This is a genomic window from Roseateles oligotrophus (assembly GCF_014204525.1).
Taxonomy (GTDB): Bacteria; Pseudomonadota; Gammaproteobacteria; order Burkholderiales; family Burkholderiaceae_C; genus Paucibacter_A; species Paucibacter_A oligotrophus_A.
Genome location: NZ_JACHLP010000010.1, coordinates 89646 through 107111, shown reverse-complemented (window position 1 = coordinate 107111; position 17466 = coordinate 89646). Strand labels below are relative to the sequence as shown.

Annotated in this window: 19 protein-coding genes; 8 read left to right on the top strand and 11 right to left on the bottom strand. The window is 65.4% G+C overall.

Annotated features, from left to right (window positions below; genetic code table 11):
- Positions 1 to 409: 409 nt before the first annotated feature.
- From HNP55_RS20665 to HNP55_RS20640, 6 genes are all read right to left on the bottom strand, one after another.
- Entirely contained in the window at positions 410 to 1672 is a 1263-nt protein-coding gene (locus HNP55_RS20665; protein ID WP_184303758.1) for a low temperature requirement protein A, read from the bottom strand.
- 9 nt (positions 1673 to 1681) lie between these two features.
- A complete protein-coding gene (locus HNP55_RS20660) occupies positions 1682 to 2362 on the bottom strand; it encodes a flavodoxin family protein (RefSeq protein WP_221439714.1) in 681 nt (226 codons plus the stop codon).
- A gap of 308 nt (positions 2363 to 2670) precedes the next feature.
- Complete coding sequence (locus HNP55_RS20655) at positions 2671 to 2949, bottom strand: hypothetical protein (protein ID WP_184303754.1); 279 nt, start codon at positions 2947 to 2949, stop codon at positions 2671 to 2673.
- A gap of 36 nt (positions 2950 to 2985) precedes the next feature.
- The gene (locus HNP55_RS20650) at positions 2986 to 3624 is read right to left on the bottom strand and encodes an NAD(P)H-binding protein (RefSeq protein WP_184303752.1); all 639 of its coding nucleotides are present in this window, start codon (positions 3622 to 3624) and stop codon (positions 2986 to 2988) included.
- A complete protein-coding gene (locus tag HNP55_RS20645; RefSeq protein ID WP_184303750.1) occupies positions 3621 to 4544 on the bottom strand; it encodes an alpha/beta hydrolase in 924 nt (307 codons plus the stop codon). Before HNP55_RS20645 ends, HNP55_RS20650 begins: the two co-directional genes overlap by 4 nt.
- A gap of 48 nt (positions 4545 to 4592) precedes the next feature.
- Positions 4593 to 5516 carry an alpha/beta hydrolase gene (locus HNP55_RS20640; RefSeq protein ID WP_184303748.1) on the bottom strand — a complete coding sequence of 308 codons (924 nt, stop codon included), beginning with the start codon at positions 5514 to 5516 and terminating at the stop codon, positions 4593 to 4595.
- A gap of 124 nt (positions 5517 to 5640) precedes the next feature.
- On the opposite strand from HNP55_RS20640, the gene HNP55_RS20635 reads away from it, so the two are divergent.
- From HNP55_RS20635 to HNP55_RS20620, 4 genes are all read left to right on the top strand, one after another.
- A complete protein-coding gene (locus HNP55_RS20635; RefSeq protein ID WP_184303746.1) occupies positions 5641 to 6579 on the top strand; it encodes a LysR family transcriptional regulator in 939 nt (312 codons plus the stop codon).
- A 474-nt stretch (positions 6580 to 7053) separates the two neighbouring features.
- Complete coding sequence (locus tag HNP55_RS20630; protein ID WP_184303745.1) at positions 7054 to 7521, top strand: hypothetical protein; 468 nt, start codon at positions 7054 to 7056, stop codon at positions 7519 to 7521.
- Positions 7522 to 7901: 380 nt separating this feature from the next.
- The gene (locus HNP55_RS20625) at positions 7902 to 8519 is read left to right on the top strand and encodes an OmpW/AlkL family protein (RefSeq protein ID WP_184303743.1); all 618 of its coding nucleotides are present in this window, start codon (positions 7902 to 7904) and stop codon (positions 8517 to 8519) included.
- Between the two features lie 201 nt (positions 8520 to 8720).
- Positions 8721 to 9104 carry a hypothetical protein gene (locus HNP55_RS20620; RefSeq protein WP_184303741.1) on the top strand — a complete coding sequence of 128 codons (384 nt, stop codon included), beginning with the start codon at positions 8721 to 8723 and terminating at the stop codon, positions 9102 to 9104.
- Between the two features lie 8 nt (positions 9105 to 9112).
- Here the strand turns inward: HNP55_RS20620 and pepQ are convergent, their stop codons facing one another.
- Together pepQ and HNP55_RS20610 are read right to left on the bottom strand one after the other, a co-directional pair.
- Positions 9113 to 10426 (bottom strand): Xaa-Pro dipeptidase, encoded by a 1314-nt coding sequence (gene pepQ / locus HNP55_RS20615; RefSeq protein ID WP_221439713.1) that lies wholly within the window; start codon positions 10424 to 10426, stop codon positions 9113 to 9115.
- Between the two features lie 28 nt (positions 10427 to 10454).
- Entirely contained in the window at positions 10455 to 11390 is a 936-nt protein-coding gene (locus tag HNP55_RS20610; protein WP_184303739.1) for a LysR family transcriptional regulator, read from the bottom strand.
- A 108-nt stretch (positions 11391 to 11498) separates the two neighbouring features.
- On the opposite strand from HNP55_RS20610, the gene HNP55_RS20605 reads away from it, so the two are divergent.
- Both HNP55_RS20605 and HNP55_RS20600 read left to right on the top strand, forming a co-directional pair.
- Complete coding sequence (locus tag HNP55_RS20605) at positions 11499 to 12167, top strand: glutathione S-transferase family protein (RefSeq protein ID WP_184303737.1); 669 nt, start codon at positions 11499 to 11501, stop codon at positions 12165 to 12167.
- Complete coding sequence (locus HNP55_RS20600) at positions 12164 to 13114, top strand: pyridoxamine 5'-phosphate oxidase family protein (RefSeq protein WP_184303735.1); 951 nt, start codon at positions 12164 to 12166, stop codon at positions 13112 to 13114. Before HNP55_RS20605 ends, HNP55_RS20600 begins: the two co-directional genes overlap by 4 nt.
- A 3-nt stretch (positions 13115 to 13117) precedes the next feature.
- Here HNP55_RS20600 and HNP55_RS20595 read toward each other — a convergent pair whose 3' ends face one another.
- Positions 13118 to 13687: a 5-formyltetrahydrofolate cyclo-ligase gene (locus HNP55_RS20595; RefSeq protein ID WP_184303733.1), complete on the bottom strand. Its 570-nt coding sequence runs from the start codon at positions 13685 to 13687 to the stop codon at positions 13118 to 13120.
- A gap of 110 nt (positions 13688 to 13797) precedes the next feature.
- Between HNP55_RS20595 and HNP55_RS20590 the strand changes: the two genes are divergently transcribed.
- Positions 13798 to 14262, top strand: a complete 465-nt coding sequence (locus tag HNP55_RS20590) for a TfoX/Sxy family protein (RefSeq protein WP_184303731.1) — start codon at positions 13798 to 13800, stop codon at positions 14260 to 14262.
- Here the strand turns inward: HNP55_RS20590 and HNP55_RS20585 are convergent.
- Entirely contained in the window at positions 14180 to 14575 is a 396-nt protein-coding gene (locus HNP55_RS20585; protein WP_184303729.1) for a DUF2917 domain-containing protein, read from the bottom strand. The two genes, HNP55_RS20590 and HNP55_RS20585, sit on opposite strands and share 83 nt — an antisense overlap.
- Before the next feature lie 146 nt (positions 14576 to 14721).
- Between HNP55_RS20585 and HNP55_RS20580 the strand changes: the two genes are divergently transcribed.
- Entirely contained in the window at positions 14722 to 15693 is a 972-nt protein-coding gene (locus tag HNP55_RS20580) for a LysR substrate-binding domain-containing protein (protein WP_184303727.1), read from the top strand.
- A 33-nt stretch (positions 15694 to 15726) separates the two neighbouring features.
- Here HNP55_RS20580 and HNP55_RS20575 read toward each other — a convergent pair whose 3' ends face one another.
- The gene (locus HNP55_RS20575; RefSeq protein WP_184303725.1) at positions 15727 to 17448 is read right to left on the bottom strand and encodes a basic secretory protein-like protein; all 1722 of its coding nucleotides are present in this window, start codon (positions 17446 to 17448) and stop codon (positions 15727 to 15729) included.
- Positions 17449 to 17466 lie beyond the last annotated feature (18 nt).

Genomic DNA, 17466 nt, shown 5'->3' with positions numbered 1-17466 from the left:
CGTGAAAATCCGCTGCACTATTGGGCTGCGCGGTGATCTGTCCGGCGGCACAGATACCGCCTGTAAATTTCGTTAGACGATTTGAGCGTGGAGGCGCCCTTCGCGCGGGGCATCCACTTCAACACGAGCAAGCAAGCAATCAGGCATAACGCTGAAACTGTACATGCTCTTGAAGTTGGAATGAGCTGAACCGGACTAGGACAGAGATACGTGGCCAGACGGAGGTAATCGGTCGATCAACAAGTCCGACTCTGTGAGTCGTACGGCAAGGGGCGATCCCCAAGTTGTTGCAGTCCGTGACCGACTGCTGTGCAGCGGGTGCCGTCCTTCGACTAGGCGAACTCGATGCCCGGAAGCGGCCGTTCAACGCCACTTGCCGTCAGGACCATCGGTTCTGTGAACTTGCTCGCTACGCGCCAGTCGCCCGCCTCAACGCATCGCCGACATGTCGGTACCCGAAGACCTCATAGCCGACGACGGTTACCGCCGGTGCCGCCATCACGATGAGCAGACACATCGGCACTGAAAGCCCGAGATACGCCGCCGTGGGACCTGCAGCGAGAACCGCCGCAGTGACCACCAGCAGGAGTCCATGGAACCAGTGGTATTCGTCATAAAGGACGCTGTAGAGCCAATAGATTCCCAACAGATACACGGCAACCGGAACAGCGAGGGCGAGCACAGCGGCGACGGGCCCGATGTGGGCCTTGCCCTCCAAAACTAGCGCTGCGACGTGCAGGCCAGCTCCCGTCGCCGCAATGGCTGCGAAGATCGGCATGCCGCTGTAAGCCCATTTGTACGCCCGCTCGCGCCGAGCGTGCAGCACATCGCCAGCCGCAATCAGGAAGTAGGCCCACCACATGCCAAAGGTGAGGCCCATTCCCGCGCATGCGACGAGAACCGCGTCCAGGGTCCAACCATGCGACTCCACGACGGCCGACAGCGAGGCGACGGTCCCCACGACACCCTCGCCCAGGGCGATGATGGCCAGCAAGCCATACCTCTCCGCGATGTGGTGCGCATGCCAGGGCGTACTGCCGTGGCGTGTCTCGGCAAGATAGGGCCCGAGCAGCTCTATGGCGAGCAGCAGGCCTCCGGCGAGCAGCGTCTGAGTCAGCGTCATCGGCAGCAGCGCGGTCGCTATCCAGCCGACTTGGGCAATGACGATGGTCCAGACATAGGTCATGCACGTCGCGCGGTGCTTGGGACTCTGGGACGCAGCCCTGAGCCACATGAAGACCATGGCGATGCGCATCACCACATAGCCGGCGACCACCAGGCGGTTGTCGAGGCTGTGGCCTTCGTCAATGGAATGAAAAACCGGCGGCAGGCCCAACGCCATGATGGTCGCGCCCACCATTTGCACCATGGTCGCGAGCCGGTGAATCCAGTCGTCGGTGTCGAAGGCCGACGAGAACCACGAGAAGCTGATCCACGCCCAGAGCACGGCGTACATGGCAAACGCGAAAGCTCCGATGGCGGCGCCGAAGTGCCCCTCGGCCAGGAGATGGGCGAACTGGTTGGCGGCCTGTCCGATGGCCACGACGAAGACCAGGTCGTAAAGCAACTCCAAGGTGGTGGTAGTGCGCCCCACCTCATGGGGATCGCGGCCGGCCATGCGGCGCACGCGGTGCGTGCGGTGGGTCTCGACAACCGGGCCATGCTCACTCATTCGCACCTCTCAGGGGAAGGCCGGCGGGGCAGATGCCGGCATCGTCAGTGTCCACGCCGTGTCGATTGTGCCGAGCAACTCGCCCGAACTGAGTTGCTGTCCCATGCGGCCGCGTTTGACGAAGAGATGCCTGAACGAGCGCGCGCCCTGGGCGAGCACGACCTGCCGGAACTCGTCGATGAAGCGCTGCTCGAACTTGCTGTTGAAGGTGTTGAACAATACGACGTCCTTGCCATCGAATCGGTTGCGCCTGGCGAACTCCCAGATCGGCGGCGAAGGGCTGTAGAGCCAGATGGGCGAGCCGAGATAGACGGTATCGAACCCTCGCAGGTCCAGCGTAGTCGGTGCGATGACCGCTTCAGGCGACCGCGCGTCGTGTAGTGCGTGGAGGATGCCGGGCAGTCCCACGTCGTACGCGGGCGCGTCCAGGCGAAACAGGCCTGCGCCCATACGCTGAGCGATGTGGGCCGCTGCGACGGCTGTGTTGCCGGATCGCGAGAAATAGACGACCGCAATGCGGCTCACTGGGCGGGCCTGCGGGGCACTCGACGCGAGCCGTTCGGCGGACTCCCTCGCCTGGTGCATCTCCACTCGGGTGACCGCGAAGAGCACGGCGAAGACGGCGAACGCCGCCAGAGCCAGCACCGCAGCGCCCCACTTCCACCAGGGCCACAAATTGATCGTCAGCATGGAGTGTCCTTCCAGGCATTGAGAAGCTCGAACCGATATGCCCGACGAAGGCCAAGGCGTCGGCAACGACTCATCCTGTCCTGCGTCTCGTGGCGCCGCCCATATTCAGCGGCAAGATCGGCAGACAGTTGCTGCATCACTGCGACGTCGCCGGCGCTCCAATGACGGTGCCGGCCACGCTGCGCGCAACTGATGATGCCAACCAACCGGGTGTCGACAGATACGTTGATGCTGAACACTGACTGGAGATCGCGAGGTGCCAGGTAGCTCTCGCGCGTGCCGGCGATCCGGTCATCACGAAGCGCGTCCTAGCTGATGAGCAGGCCCGTGGTCTGCGTGGCAGCGAAGTAGTCGGCGCACTGTTCCGTACTCAGCCGCAGCGGCGCTGGGACACTGTTTGCGTTGGAGTCGCTGACTGCCATTCGACGCGCCGCCAGTCCTCGACCCTCAGACTCCACACACCAGTAGCTGACCTCGTCGGCAGCCAGTAGCTCGCGCGCATGGCGGACGATGCGGCGGGCATCCAAAGCTACTGCACCGGACGAACTGTCGAAGTCGTCCAGAAGTTGTTTGTTGTCTGAGCACACGACGCCCTCCAGTAGAGACCGACGATCCGACGCAGCTCACATGAAATACGGCTTGTCGCCGTCGCTGCCCGGCTTGTTGACGCCCAGGCTTTCACAGACGCGCAGCTCCGGGTGCGTGACGATCTGCGCAATCAGGTTGGCCACGCTTCTTCGAGAAACCACGGTGCCCTTGAAGGGCTGACCCTTCGTCGTCAGCTCGTAGTCGACCTCGTCTTCATCTGTCAGCCAGGCCGGGCGCACGATGGTGTACACCAGACCGGAGGCCTCGATAGCGTCTGCTGCGCGGCGGAAAGGCTTGAGGTCCTCGCCGATGGTGACGCGGTTCCATTCACCGAACTTGCCCGGCACCTCGTCGTAGATGCCCAGCGACAGCACGAAGACCAGGCGCTTGACGCCTTCAGCCTCCATGGCGGCGATGACCGCCTTGGCCTGCTTGTCCAGATCGTCGCCTGTGAGGTTGGCATAGACGACATCCTGGCCGGTCACGGCTTGCCTCAGCAGCTTCTTGTCCAGCACGCTGCCGATGACGACTTTGGCGTTCACCGGCTCCTGGCCGGTGAGCTTCCTGGGATCGCGCAGCAATAGGGTCTGCTGGACGCTCTTGTCACCGGCCAGCGACCGGACCACCCATTGCGCGATCTGCCCGCTGGCGCCGAGGATGAGGACGTTCTTCACAGCCTCTCCTTGAGGAAGGGAATGACCTTGGCCAGGGCTATGCCAACCGGCTCGGGCTGGTCGTACAGGTCGTAGTGCGACCAGCCCTCGACCACGACGAGGTGCTTGTCCTTGGAGGCTGCACGGCCATAGATTTCCATGCCGTCGCGATAGGCGCCGAAACCGCCCGGCTTGTCGCCGAACACCACCATCATCGGTTGCGTCAGCAGGGTCTCGGCAAAGGCGAAGGCGTCCCAGGCGATGTTGGTGGCCGCGTGCGAGAACAGCATTCGCGTGCCCGAGTTCGCTTGCGGGTTGCGGTTGCGGTAGTAGTCGGTCGCCTCCAGCACATCAATGTCGGCGATGCCTGCGGCCTTGCCCGCTTCCACACTCTCGGGAAGGAAGACGTCGACCCGCTGCTCGCTGCCGGCGTTCTCGGCCGTGCGCTGCGCGGCCATCGCCTCCAGCGTGCCGACCGGATTGAAGCCGCTGAAGCCCTCACGGAAGAGACGGCCGAAGTTGACGCCGGTGATGCTGACCAGCGCCTTGATCCGCTTGTCGATGATGGTAGTCTTGATCGAATAGCCACCCCCACCACAGATGCCGAGGATGCCAATCCGCTCCGGGTCGACGTAGGGCAGGCGCTGCATGTAGTCGATCACGTCGCGATAGTCGCGGACGCGTTGCTCCGCGTCCTCGATCCAGCGCGGCGAGCCACCGCTGCCGCCCTGGAAGCTGGCATCGGGCACGACGACGACGAAGCCGGCCTCGGCCAGTGCTGCGCCGTAGACGTTGCCTGCCGTCTGCTCCTTGCAACTGCCGATGGGGTGGTTGGAAATGACGGCCGGATAGCGGCGTGCCGCATCGAATCCCGGCGGAAAGTGGACGTTGGCGGCGATGTCCCAGGTCATGCCGGGATTGCGAATGCTGACGGTTTCCATGATGTTTTCCTGATCAAAGCGTGACAGTCGGACTGGCTTTGGGGTGGCTCAGCCACCCAGCTTGGCGCGGAAGAAAGGGGCGAGCACCGACACCGCCTCGTCCACGTACTTGGGCACGTCGTACAGCGACATGTGGTTGGCGCCTGCGACGACGTGCAGCGTCTTGTCCGTGCTCGCGGCACGCGCCAGCAGGTTGTCGCTCATCCACTTGCTGCCCGCCACGCTGCCGGCGACGGCCAGGATGGGCTGGGTCAGGAAGGCCTCGGCCAGGTGGTAGGCGTCGTAGGTGATGATCTGGTTCAGGTTGCGGGCCAGCGCATAACCCGGTGCACGCGGGTGCTCGGCGCGGGACGTGTGGTAGTACTCCCAGGCCTCGGCCAGCTCAGCGTTGGGCGCGTCTTCCTTCTTCAGCGGGGCCAGCGGGATGGTGACGAGCTCAGGCTTGCCGGCGTCCGAGGTGCGAGCGTTGGAGCCGAAGTCCAGATAGCCCACGGCATCGGCGTCCTTGACGTTGTTCTCCCAGCCATTGCGGAACATCTGGCCGATGTTCACGGCACTCACCATGCCCAGTGCCTTGATGCGACGGTCGTTGATGGCCGCGTTGGCGCTGTAGCCCGCGCCGGCGCAGATGCCCATGGCGCCGATCTTGGCGGGATCGACGTAGGGCAGCGTGGTCAGGTAGTCGATGACGGCGCTGACGTCTTCGGCGCTGACATACGGGTTCTCAAGCTGGCGCGGTTCGCCCGAGCTCGCGCCCTGGTAGGAGCGGTCGAACGCGATGGCGACCAGACCGTTCTCGGCCAGCTTGCTGGCATACAGGCCGGCGGTCTGCTCCTTCACACCACCGCCCGGATGGGAGACGACGACGGTCGCGTACTTCTTCGATTCGTCGAAGCCGGCAGGGAAGTGGATGGTGGCAGCCATCGTGATGCCCTGGCCGTTGAGGTTCTTGAAGGTGACGTTGGTAGACATGGATTCGCTCCGGGGGAGGTTGAAGACGTCGTCTGATTGCTGCGACGTGAGTGAATCCTAGGAACTGGATTGACTTTGATAAACGGCCTTTTCCGAACATGACTGCATAGTTAAACTAACCAATATGCCCATCGAGCCGTCATTGCTGTCCTCGCTGACCTGGTTTGCGCACATCGCCCGCCACCGCAGCTTCACCAAGGCAGCAGCAGAAATGGAGGTGACGCGGGCCGCGCTTTCGCAGCACCTGAAGGGGCTGGAGGAGCGTCTGGGCGTGAGGTTGCTGAACCGCACGACGCGGGACATGTCTCTGACCGATGAAGGCCAGCGCTTGTTGGACGTGCTGCAACCCGCGCTGACCGCCGTTGAAAGGGCCGTTTCCGAACTGGGCGAAGCGCACGAAGAGCCGTCCGGGCTGATCCGCATGAACTCATCCCGCATTGCCGCCCGTCTGCTCATCGAGCCGTACCTGGGCGAGTTGCTGGGGCGCTATCCCAAGCTGCGACTGGAACTCGTGATGAACGATGGCTTGTCGAACATCGTTGCCGACGGCATGGACGCGGGCCTACGACTGGGCGGGAGCCTGGACGAACACATGGTGGCCGTGCCGGTCACACCGCCGATTGAAATGGCGGTGGTGGGCTCTCCGGCCTACTTCGAGCGGTATGGCCTGCCGGAATCGCCGGCCGACCTGATGCGCCACAACTGCCTCGCCTACCGCTTCACTTCAAGTGGCACGCTGGACCGCTGGTCGTTCACGTCACCGGACGCGGAAGGCTGCACGGTGGTGTTCGATCCCAGAGGCAGCGCCGTCTTCAATGATGACGAGAACATGCTCAACGCTGCGCTGCAGGGTGTGGGTTTGATCAAGTACCTGGACATCTGCATCCGCCAGCACTTGGCAGATGGGCGGCTGGTCCGGGTCCTTGCTTCCTGGTGCCGACCGTTTCCGGGCTTCTATCTCTACGTTGCGTCGCGCGCGCAGATGCCAGCCAAGGTCAGAGCGCTGATGGATTTCCTCGTCGAGCGACGTGAGCAACTCGCGATGGACGGGCATCGACCCTGAGTCGGCCGCAGCGCAGCGCGCAGCCGAATGAACACCGTCCGGAGGTGGCTGGTCAGCCGCAAAGCCGCCGCTGGTGAATGACCGGCTTCAGCCTTGAGCCGCCATCCACCTTGCCAGTCCCCCTGACGCCTGCCCCATACAAGCGGGTGAAGCCAGGCTGATCTTCGCCAGACCCACGACCAAAAAACAAAATGCCGGACGCCTCAAGGGTCTGGCATTTTCCATGAATAGGAAACGTACTCAGCCGCACCACCCGCGCTCGCAAAGACGCCAGGCACGCCACAAGACACCACGTACATAACTTACCAAACATACAGACAACCCACCACCCCAGCCGACCCACAGCAAGAACGCCCTGCCGACCACCCCCAAAAGTACGAGCCCCCAACGCTAGCCAGCGCCTGGGCTTGCGGCGAGAATTTCAATTCGTTACGAATTGCTGGCAGGCCCTGCGGCCTGCCCTGAAGCCTCATCATGATTCTTCGTCGCCTTGCCTGGTTTGTCGCCGCCCTGCTCCTGCTGACAGCGGCCTGGAGCGCCAGAAACTCTGAATTCGTGCGCGGCCTGCTCGGCCCCGGTGAACAGAAAGCCAAGCCCTTCCAGTTCGACAACGGCACGCGGCGTGAATTCCCCGAGCCGGTTCAGGCCAAGCCCGGCCAGCCTCCCGCCCTGCCCCAGGGTGCCCTGCGCAAATGCCAACGCGGCGGCGAGACGGTGTACACCGATGTGGCCTGCCCGCGCGGCTACACGCAGGCCGGGGTGTCGGGCGGCACGCTCAATGTAGTGCGTGATCAGGCCCAAGCGGCGCCCAAGGCCGCCACCGCGGCCAGCGGCGCGGCCTCGGGCCCGCATGCCCGGCTGCAGCAGGCGCTGGACCTCAAGCCCGATGAGCAACTGCGCCAGCGCATCATGGAGCGCGCCATCCAGTCCGAGGGCCGGTAAAGCGCTAAAACGCAGGCGATGACGGCGGTGGCGTACCCGTAGAAGCCGCGTTCATTGCCGGCCTGCTTGAGGCACAGGGCGATGTACTCGACCGTGCCACCGAACACCGCCACCGCATCGAGCACGGGCACGCCCACGCCGGTGCTGTGGAGGCTGGATCCACCCCGCCCCACCCCACCCATACGCCTGTTCCCACCCACCGTGGCCCCGCGTTGCGCAAACGCCGCAGCTGCCGAGGGCTTTCTTGAGCTAGCTCAAACAGGCCCCGGGCCTGGATTTGGAGCGATTTCAAGTTTGCGCGAGATCAAGGGTTAACCCCTTGCCGGCCGCTTCAATAGCGACATCGGGACTGGATCCCATCACTTGGAAACGCTGCAAACATGAACAAGCTCGCTACCTCCCTCGCTGTCATCGCTCTGGCCTGCACCAGCCTCGCCGCCCAAGCCCAACAAGAAGGCAACTGGCTGGTGCGCGCCCGCGCCGTGAACCTGGATTCGGCCAACGGTGGCTCCACCAACCCCGACCTGAAGCTGAGCGTCAACAACAAGGTGATCCCCGAGCTGGACATCAGCTACTTCATCACCCCCAATATCGCGGCCGAACTGATCCTGACCTATCCGCAAAGCCATGACATCAAGTCCAACGACGTCAAGATCGGTACCCTGAAGCACCTGCCCCCGACCCTGTCGCTGCAGTACCACTTCATCCCCACCGGCACCTTCCGTCCCTACGTGGGCCTGGGCGTGAACTACACCAACTTCTCGGAAGTGAAGTTTGACGCCGCCGTCGACACCGCCCTGCATCCCAGCATCAAGCACAGCAGCTGGGGCCTGTCGGCCCAGATCGGCGCCGACATCCAGATCGCCAAGAACTGGTATCTGAATGTGGACGTGAAGAAGGTGCAAATCGGCACCAAGGTCTACTCCAACGGCACTGAAGTCGGCGACTTCAAGGTCGACCCCTTGCTGATCGGCGTGGGCATCGGCACCCGCTTCTGATCGCAGTCAGATCGCCTCAGCCGCCGGCCAAGCCCGGCGGCTTTTTTTTGGCTTTTTGCGGCATCGGAATCGCAAATCCAAAAACAGAAGTCTCGCAAGCCCCCCCACCCCTCCCCCAAAAGGAGCGTGCCAAAACATACACAAGAAATTGGAGGTTATGCCAGAGAATTTCAGCACAAACCCCTAGCTGATTTCCCTCATATGGCGCTGCGACTCATTTTCTGGACCGCCCTCCTCTCCCTGGCCCTGGGCTATCACTGGCGTTACGGCAAGCCTGCGCCGAGCCAGCCCGTGCCGCAGATCGAGGTGCAGGCGGCCAAGCCTTTTGTGTTCAATAACGGCAGCCGGCGCGACGACGAGCCCGCCCCCCCAGCCAGCCCAGCCGCTCAGCCCAAACGAGTCGCCAAGACCGCCGAACCGGCCCCCGGCACCTTGCGCAAATGCGCCATGGGCAAGGAGGTGAGCTACACCTCGATGAACTGTCCCTCGGGATTCACCAACACCCAGATCACGGGCGGCACCATCAATGTGGTGGACGGCCCGGCGCCGGCCTTGCGGGAGCAGGCCAACGATGCCGGGTCCTGAATGGATGCTTACGAAGCCAGCGCCGCAAACGCATCCCGCGTCATGTTCTCGGGACCACCCTGGGCGCGGCAGACGACATCGTCTTCGATGCGCACGCCGCCGAATTTGCTGAGCTGGGCGACCAGGCTCCAGTCCACCGCCGCGGCGGCCGGCGTGGCCTTGAGCTTGTCCAGCAGGGTCGGGATGAAGTAAAGCCCGGGCTCTATGGTCACCACCATGCCGGCGGCCAGCGGGCGGGTCAGGCGCAGATAGGGGTGGCCCTCGGGCTTGGGCGCGACGGCGCCCCTGTCGTCGGCCATGAAGCCGCCCACATCGTGCACCTGCAGGCCGATCAGATGGCCGATGCCATGGGGGAAGAAGGTCGAGGTCACGCGCTGCGCCAGCTGCTCCTCCACGCTCAGCTTGACCACGCCCAGCTCTTGCAGAATGCCGGCCACCTTGGCATGGGTGCTCAGATGGATGCTGCGGTAGTCGACACCGGCACGCACCTCGTCCACCAGGGCCAGCTGGGCGCGCTCCATCGCGTCCAGCAAGGCCTGGAAGTTCGCGTCGCCGGCGCCCCATGTGCGGGTGATGTCGGAGGCATAACCGTTGACCTGAGCGCCCGCATCGATCAGCAGGGAGCGCGACTCAGCCGGCGCTTGCGCGTCCTGGTACTGGTAGTGCAGAACGGCGCCATGCTCGTTGAGGCCAACGATATTGGTATAGGGCAGATCGCGGTCGGTGTGGCCGCTGGCGGCCAGATAGGCGCGGTGGATGTCCAGCTCGGAGGCACCGGCCAGAAAGGCCTTGCGCGCGGCCAGATGGGCGGGCACGGCGCGGCGTGAGGCGGCGCGCATCTGCGCCAGCTCGTACTCGGTCTTGTAGGCGCGCTGGTAGTGCAGGATGTTCAGCAGCTCGGGCGGGTTGTTAGGCAGCACACCGGCCAGGGCGGCATCGGCCTCGCCGATGATGGCCAGGCGGCCCGGCACTTGCAGATGGGCGGCAGCGTCCTCGGCACGCTGGATCAGCACCAGCTCCACATGCGCCAGCCATTCGCCGCTGGGGTCGGCCGGCGGCACATGCCAGAAATCATCCGGCTGGTAGTACACGAGGCGCGGCTTGTGGCCGGGGCGGATCAGCAACCAGCTGTCCGGGTGATTGACCAGGGGCAGCCAATGCTTGAAATGCGGGTTAGGCGCGAAGAGATAGGGCCTGTCGTCCAGAAAGGCGAGCTTCTCAACGCCGGAGGCGATCAAGAGGGCATCGAAGCCGCAACGCGCCAGGGCCTGCTCGGCCTGTGTTTGCAGAAGGGTCAGGTGTTGCTGGTAGGTGGTGCTCATGCGGGCCATTGTCATGCATATCAAAAGCTCAAGCGGTGGCGTCCAGACGCGCTCTTGCGAGCCTGGCCTGCAGGCGCTGGGCCGCAAAATCCACAAAGCTGCGCACCTTGGCGCAGGCGCGGCGGCCCTCCGGATGGACCAGGGAAACCGGCAGGGGCAAGGGCTCATAAGCGGCCAGCACGACCCGCAACTGCCCGCGCTCGACCGCCTCCGCCACCTGATAGGACAAGGCCCGCGCCAGGCCATGGCCGGCGATGGCGGCCTGGATGCAGGGTTCGACACCGCTGAAACTCAGCGGCATGCGAGGCTGCGGCCCCTGCACCAGCCGGTCCGGCCGCGAGGCCTGCGCCGCCAGCAGCCAGGGCGCGGGCGGCCCGCCGTTATGCGCCACACCCAGGGCCTGGTGCCGGCCCAGATCGGCCGGGCAGGCGGGCTCGCCATGGCGGGCCAGATAGTCGGGCGCGGCCACGATGACACGCCGCACCTCGCCCACCCGCAGCGCACAAAGGCTGGAATCGGGCAAGTGGGAGATGCGCAAGGCCAGGTCCACGCCCTCTTCCAGCAAATGCACCACCCGATCGACCAGCAAGGCCTGCGCCGTCAGCTGCGGCTGGGCCTGCAAAAACTCCAGTAAAACGGGGGCCATATGCAGGCGGCCGAACAGCACCGGGGCGGTGACGGTCAGATGGCCCTGGGGCAGCAGATGGGCGCCGCTGGCCTGCGCCTCCGCCTCCTGCAAATCGCCCAGCAAACGGCGGCAATCGCTCAGATAGCGGGCACCGACCTCGCTGAGCCGCAGCTGGCGGGTCGTCCGGTGCAAGAGCCGCACGCCCAACTCCTCTTCCAGGGCCGCCACGGCGCGCGTCACCTGCGAGGCGCTCAGGCCCAGCAAACGCGCGGCAGAGGCAAAGCTCTGCGCCTCGGCCACGGCCACAAAAACACGCATCGCATTCAGCTTGTCCATAGGCTCAGTATTGCATCCGCCGCAACAATCAATTGCGACCCAGACCTATTCCAGTCAGGCAAGCCCGCTTTTACGCTCTAGCCATCCGCAACCCATCAGCGTCAAACCATGAACGGAAACACCCTGTCCAGCGCCCCAAGCCCGTCCTTGCGCCTGCATCACTACGCCCTCTCGGGCCACTCCCACCGCGTTCACCTCTTCCTCAGCCTGCTGCGGCTGCCGGTGGAACTGCGGGCGGTGGATCTGCCGAGCGGGCAGCAAAAAAGCCCCGCCTTTCTGCGCCTGAATCCCTTTGGCCAGGTGCCGGTGCTGGAGGATGGCGAGCTGGTTCTGGCCGACAGCCAGGCCATCCTGGTGTACTTGGCACTGCGCTACGACCCAAGCCGGCAGTGGCTGCCCGAGGCGGCGCAGGCCAATGCCGAAGTCCAGCGCTGGCTCAGCGCGGCGGCCGGCCCGCTGGCTTTCGGCCCGGCCCACGCCCGGGTCGGCCGCTTGTTCAATCTGCCCATCGAGGCCCGTGCCTACGAGCTGAGCCAGAAGCTGTTCACGGCCATGGAAGAGCGGCTGCGGGAGCAGGCCTTCATCGCCTCCCGGGCGCATGCCACCATCGCCGATCTGGCGCTCTACGGCTACACGGCCGCCGCGCCCGAGGGCGGCATCCTGCTGGACGACTACCCCGCCATCCAGGCCTGGCTGGGCCGCATCGAAGCGCTGCCGGACTTCATCCCCATGCCCCGCGCGGCCCTGCCAGCAACACCCGGCGAGGCTCGGCCATGAACGCCAGCCCATCGCCCATCCATGCCGGCGAGCGGCGCATGCACCAGCAACTGGGCCTGGAGGAATTCATGGCCCAAAGAGCGCCGCTGATGATTCGGCGCGAAATGCCGGAGCAGCACCGGGCCTTTTTCGAACTGCTGCCCTGGCTGCTAATCGGCGGCCTGGACGCACAGGCCCAGCCCTGGGCCAGCTTGCTGGCGGGCCCGCCGGGCTTCGCCCATTCGCCCTCGCCCGACTGCCTGCAGCTCGACGCCGAGCCGCTGGTCGGCGATCCCCTGGCGGCAAGCTGGCAGCTCGGCGCCCCCATCGGCCTGCTGGGCCTGCAGGCCCATACCAAACGGCGCAACCGCCTGAACGGCAGGCTGCTGGCCGCCGAGGCCGGGCGCCTGAGCATCGGCGTCAGCCAGAGCTTTGGCAACTGCCCCAAATACATCCACCCCCGCGAGGCTTTTTTTGCACCGGCGCAAGAAGCCCGCAATGCCCCGCCCATCAAGCTGGGGCCGGCCCTGAACGAGCGGGCCCGCCAGATCATCCGCTCGGCCGACACCTTCTTCATCGCCAGCGCCTCGGCGCAAGCCGGCGACGTTGCGGCTCCGGCCAGCGAGGGCGTCGATGTCTCCCACCGGGCCGGCCCGCCAGGCTTTGTGCGCTTGAGCCAGGATGCGCAGGGCGCTTGCCATTTGGACGTGCCCGACTACCCCGGCAATCAGCTGTTCAACACCCTGGGCAATGTGCTGGTGCAGGAGCGGGTCGGCCTGTTGTTCATCGAATTCCACAGCGGCAGCCTGCTGTGGTTGAGCGGCCTAGCCTTTGTGGAGATGCAGGACCAGGCCCTGATCCAGCAGTTCGACTCGGCCCAGCGCCTGCTTCGAATCAAGCTCGCCCAGGGCTTGCTGGGCGAACAGGCCGCCCCTTTGAGATGGCGGGAGCCCTCTTCCTGTCCCTGAGCCTCAGCCCCGTTTGTCCCAGACCACGCCCTCCTCGGTCAGCATGGCGTCCAGCGGCATATCGTGGGGCTGGGCTTTCAAAAGCATCTGGAAGCCGTGGGCATAAGCCAGGCCGGCGGTGGCGGGGCGCGGCTGCAGGGCGGCCAGGGTGCGGTCCATGAAGCCGCCGCCATAACCCAGGCGCAGGCCGCAAGGCCCGTAGCCCAGGCAGGGCACCAAGAGCAACTGGGGTTGGAATTCCTCGGTGTCCTTGGGTTTCAAGATGCCGTAGGCGTCTTCCTCCATCGGGCAGCCGGGGTACCAGACCCGAAAGCTCAGCGTGCCATGGGCCTTGTCCACCACCGGCAGGCCTATGCGTCTCGCAGGGTCAGATTCGCTCCAGCGGTACAGGGCCGGCAAGGGGTCGAACTCGCCCTTGATGGGCCAGTAAGCGCCAATGGTCAACTCCCGGCGCGGAATCAGCCAGGCGCGCAAGACGCTTTGCAAGACCTCGGCCCGCTCCAGGCGGTCGGGCATGTCCAGTCGTTCCTGAATCAGTTTGTGACGCAGGGCGCTGCGATCGTTCAAATCCACAGAGGTCTCCAACAGCCGGGCTGGGCCTCATTGTGCAGGACACGCCCGCCGGCGCAGGCAGGGGTTTTGCGCAAATAATCGGCTCACTACATCGCAAAGGCCCGCAAGCCATGAACGCCAAAGACGAATTCACCCGCCACTGTGCCGAATTGCTGGAGGGCCTGGGCCCCGTGCGCACCCGCCGCATGTTTGGCGGCCACGGCGTCTATGTGGACGATTTGTTCGTCGCCATCATCATCGACGAGCAGCTCTATCTGAAGACCGACGCCCAGAGTCGCCCGCAGTTCGAGGCCCAGGGCTGCCAGCCCTTCCGCTACCAGCGCGAGGGCGAGACCCACAGCCTGGGCTACTACCGCCCGCCCGAAGAAGCCATCGACTCCCCCGCCCTGCTGCGCCCCTGGGCCCGCCTGGCCCAGGAAGCGGCCCTGCGGGCCCAGGCGGCCAAGCTGGCCAAGCCAGTGAAGAAGCAACAGCCGGGCAAGGCCGCCAGCGTCAAGCGGCCAGCTGGCGGCTCCAGCCGAGCGCCGGCCGCAGCGTCTTCTTCAGCCAGGACCAAGGCGCGGACGAAGTCCTAAGCACTGGCTTGCGCGCCTGCGGCGCAGCACAGGGCGGCACCAATAGCTGGAACTGGGCCGAAGGCCAGGCCTCCAGCACCACCTCCTCGCCCGAGGCCAGGCGCAGGCTTGTGCCCGGCTCCAGCCACAAGTCTTGCGGCACCACACCGAGCCGGCTCGGTTTTTGTGTCAGCCAGACCCGGCCGGAGGTCACGACCAGCTCGCGCGGGCCGGGGCCAACGATGAAGGCCAGGGCTTGGCCGGGCCGCAACTGCCACAGGGCCGGGCTCGATGATGCTGTTGATGGCATTTGTTTTTCTTGCAGATTGCTCATGATTGTTCACCCCCGTCTTGCCGCCAGCCGCCCCTCGTCTGCCACCGGCACACGCTCTGGTTTCCTGGCTTGGCATGGCTGAATACTAGGGCCGACCCCTAGCAGCGTCCAATGAGTTCGCCGCGCCGGATTGATACCATTTGCGCATGAATCAGCCCAGCCCCGGCCTGCGCCAGCGCCCCTTGTCCATCGGCCCTTTGCGGGCCTTCGAGGCGGTCGCCCGCCACCTCAGCTTCCGGGCGGCGGCGGATGAATTGCATCTGACCCAATCGGCCATCAGCCGTCAGATCCGCTCGCTGGAAGAAGAGATAGGCTGCAGCCTGTTCCTGCGCGGCACCCGTTTCGTGGAGTTGACCAGCGACGGCGCCGTGCTGAAAGCGAGCGCCCAGGCCTTGCTGGAGCGGCTGGACCAGACGGTGCGGCAGATCCGCCAGGCGCGCGGGCGGCGGGTCGTCAACGTCACCACCTTCGCCTCCTTCGCCTCGCTATGGCTGATCCCGCGGCTGGAGGCCTTCCAGCGCCAGCACCCGGACATCGACATCCGCGTCTCGGCCCACGATATCGTGCAGGACCTGGACGATGGCGAGGTCGATGTGGCCCTGCGTTACGCCGTGGCCGAGCGCATGCCGGCCGAGGCCCAGCGCCTGTTCGGCGAAACGCTAACGCCGGTGATCAGCGCCATGCTGGCGCGCCAGATCGCGGCCGGCGCGGCGCCCCGCATGCAGGCGCCCGGCGATCTGCAGGCCCACACCCTGGCCGAGGAAGACGACCAGCGCCCCAGCGCCGAATACCTGAGCTGGCGCCACTGGCTGCGCCTGCAGGGCGCGGCCGAGACCCAGCCGCGGCGCTGGATGTACCTCAACTTCACCTACCAGCAGATTCAAGCGGCACTGGCCGGCCAGGCCGTGGCCCTGGCCCGGCTGGCCCTGGTGTCGGAGCAGCTGCGCAGCGGCGATCTGGTCGAGCCCTTCGGCCCCGCCGCCCGCACCCACAGCCCTTACGCCTACTGGCTGCTGCAGGCCAGGCAGAGCCAGCCGCGCGCCGAGGTGCAGCTGTTTTGCGACTGGATCCTGCAAGAAGCCCGGCTCAGCCGGCAGCAGATCGGCGAGCCGGATTAGGGTCTGTTAGCGCTAACAGGCCCTAGAGCCCCCTCACCGAACGCCGTTGGCGATCAACCAGGCCTGGTACTCCTGCCACAGCGGCGCCACCGGGCTGCCACCGGCGCAGACCTGGGTCAGGCGGTCCCAGCTCCAAGGCGTGGTCGTGCCGGGCTTGCCCAGCTGATTGGCGCAATAGGTGAAGTTGCCAAAACCCTTTTGCTGCTGAATCCAGGCGAAGAAGAAGGCCGTGGTCTTGTAGCTGTCGGTCCAGCTGCCGCCCGAGTGCCGCTCCGACAAGGGGATGTACCCATTCAGATAGCGCACCGTGTCGGCCAGGCCTTCGATGGCGGGCAAGTCGATGCCGGTCGAATGCTGATAAGCATGCGTCATCTCGTGGAAGAGGATGCCGCGCACCTCCTCGGCCACATTGCCGCCGGCCGCCGCGATGCGCTCCAGATGAAAGGCATTCACCGCCACCGTGATGCGCGGCGGGTCGCCCGCCTTCCAGGCAACGCCCGTGGGGTCCTGGGCCCAGCGCTCGATGCGCAGCTCCAGGGTGTCGAAGGCCGGCACCTCGCCGGGCGTCTTGTAAAGCGTCTTGACCACGCTCTGGGCAATCGCGCGGATATAGCCGGTGGGATCGGGCACCAGTTGATTGAACAAATTGCCACCGGGCGAGCCGTCGTTGACAAAGCTCAGATTGGGCGAGCTCACCGCCGACCAATTGGCCCCGCTTTGCGCCAGCGTGGCCAGCAGGCTGGCGCCGCTGTAGGCGCTATAGCCCTTGAGCAGGACAAAGTAGCGCCCCGCCTGGCTGAGGTTGACGCTGCACTGCTCGTTATTGGTCTGGCCCTCGCTCTTGCAGTCGTAGCTGCTGGTGCTGGCCGGCTGTCCATAACGCAGATACAGATCGGCATCGCCACTGCCGCCGCTCAGGGTCACATTCAATGCCGCGCCGCCCACCGGCACATCGATGCGGAACTGCTTGCTGCCGCCGCTGGCATCGGCCAGGCCGCCCTGCGCCACGCCCAGGGCCAGCGGTGTGATGCTGTCGCCGGCCGCATCCAGGCTGCCGATCAACTCGGCCTCGGCCAGTTGCAACTCGGCGGCGCCGTTATTGCGGGTGATATTGAGGCGGAAGTACTGATAGGCGGGAGCGTTCGCCACGGCAAACACCCGACGCTGCAGGCGGCCCGCAAAGGTCTGGCCTCGCTGGCTGTCCAGCAAGGCCCAGTTCTGACCGTCGCTGGAGCCCTGCAACTGCCAATCCAGCGGGTCTCGCCCCGGCTCATCATTGGCGCTGATCAGGCTGTAGCTGCTCAGCTTGGCCTTCTTGCCTGCTCCCAAGTTGTAGGACACCCAGCCGGTGGGCTGAAAAGTCAGCCATTTGCTGCTGGTGTTGTTGTCGAACAATTGCACCCTGCCTTCGTTCGGCAGGTTCTCGCCCGAGGCCTGGATCTGCGCGGCGATGGGGGCGCTCAAGTCCGCAGGCGCAGCGACAGCAGCGGCCGCGAGCGCAGGTCTGGCTTGGGCCAGCAAGCCGCGAGCACTTGCCGCCGGGGCTGCCGCGGAGGCCTGGCATTGCAGACCACTCAAGGCTTGGGCCTGCGCCTGAGCCAGGCTGAGGGCATTGGCACGCTTGCCACTGACCGAGGCCAGGCGCGCCTTCACCTGGGCGGCACTGCAGCCCGGCGCATGGGCTTGCAGCAAACCCAGATCGGCCGGACTGGGCGTAGCCGTGGCTTGCTGCGCTTGCGCGCCTGCGCTCGTCAATAGCGCGAGTGCCCAGGC

Bases quoted from the DNA above. Each gene is read 5' to 3' on its own strand.
- HNP55_RS20600 (WP_184303735.1), top strand. From the start codon at position 12,164: ATGAACGCCAGCCCATCGCCCATCCATGCCGGCGAGCGGCGCATGCAC.
- HNP55_RS20610 (WP_184303739.1), bottom strand. From the start codon at position 11,390: ATGGACAAGCTGAATGCGATGCGTGTTTTTGTGGCCGTGGCCGAGGCG.
- HNP55_RS20625 (WP_184303743.1), top strand. From the start codon at position 7,902: ATGAACAAGCTCGCTACCTCCCTCGCTGTCATCGCTCTGGCCTGCACC.
- HNP55_RS20665 (WP_184303758.1), bottom strand. From the start codon at position 1,672: ATGAGTGAGCATGGCCCGGTTGTCGAGACCCACCGCACGCACCGCGTG.
- HNP55_RS20620 (WP_184303741.1), top strand. From the start codon at position 8,721: ATGGCGCTGCGACTCATTTTCTGGACCGCCCTCCTCTCCCTGGCCCTG.
- HNP55_RS20630 (WP_184303745.1), top strand. From the start codon at position 7,054: ATGATTCTTCGTCGCCTTGCCTGGTTTGTCGCCGCCCTGCTCCTGCTG.
- pepQ (WP_221439713.1), bottom strand. From the start codon at position 10,426: ATGAGCACCACCTACCAGCAACACCTGACCCTTCTGCAAACACAGGCC.
- HNP55_RS20645 (WP_184303750.1), bottom strand. From the start codon at position 4,544: ATGGAAACCGTCAGCATTCGCAATCCCGGCATGACCTGGGACATCGCC.
- HNP55_RS20585 (WP_184303729.1), bottom strand. From the start codon at position 14,575: ATGAGCAATCTGCAAGAAAAACAAATGCCATCAACAGCATCATCGAGC.
- HNP55_RS20590 (WP_184303731.1), top strand. From the start codon at position 13,798: ATGAACGCCAAAGACGAATTCACCCGCCACTGTGCCGAATTGCTGGAG.
- HNP55_RS20635 (WP_184303746.1), top strand. From the start codon at position 5,641: ATGCCCATCGAGCCGTCATTGCTGTCCTCGCTGACCTGGTTTGCGCAC.
- HNP55_RS20640 (WP_184303748.1), bottom strand. From the start codon at position 5,516: ATGTCTACCAACGTCACCTTCAAGAACCTCAACGGCCAGGGCATCACG.
- HNP55_RS20605 (WP_184303737.1), top strand. From the start codon at position 11,499: ATGAACGGAAACACCCTGTCCAGCGCCCCAAGCCCGTCCTTGCGCCTG.
- HNP55_RS20660 (WP_221439714.1), bottom strand. From the start codon at position 2,362: ATGCTGACGATCAATTTGTGGCCCTGGTGGAAGTGGGGCGCTGCGGTG.
- HNP55_RS20580 (WP_184303727.1), top strand. From the start codon at position 14,722: ATGAATCAGCCCAGCCCCGGCCTGCGCCAGCGCCCCTTGTCCATCGGC.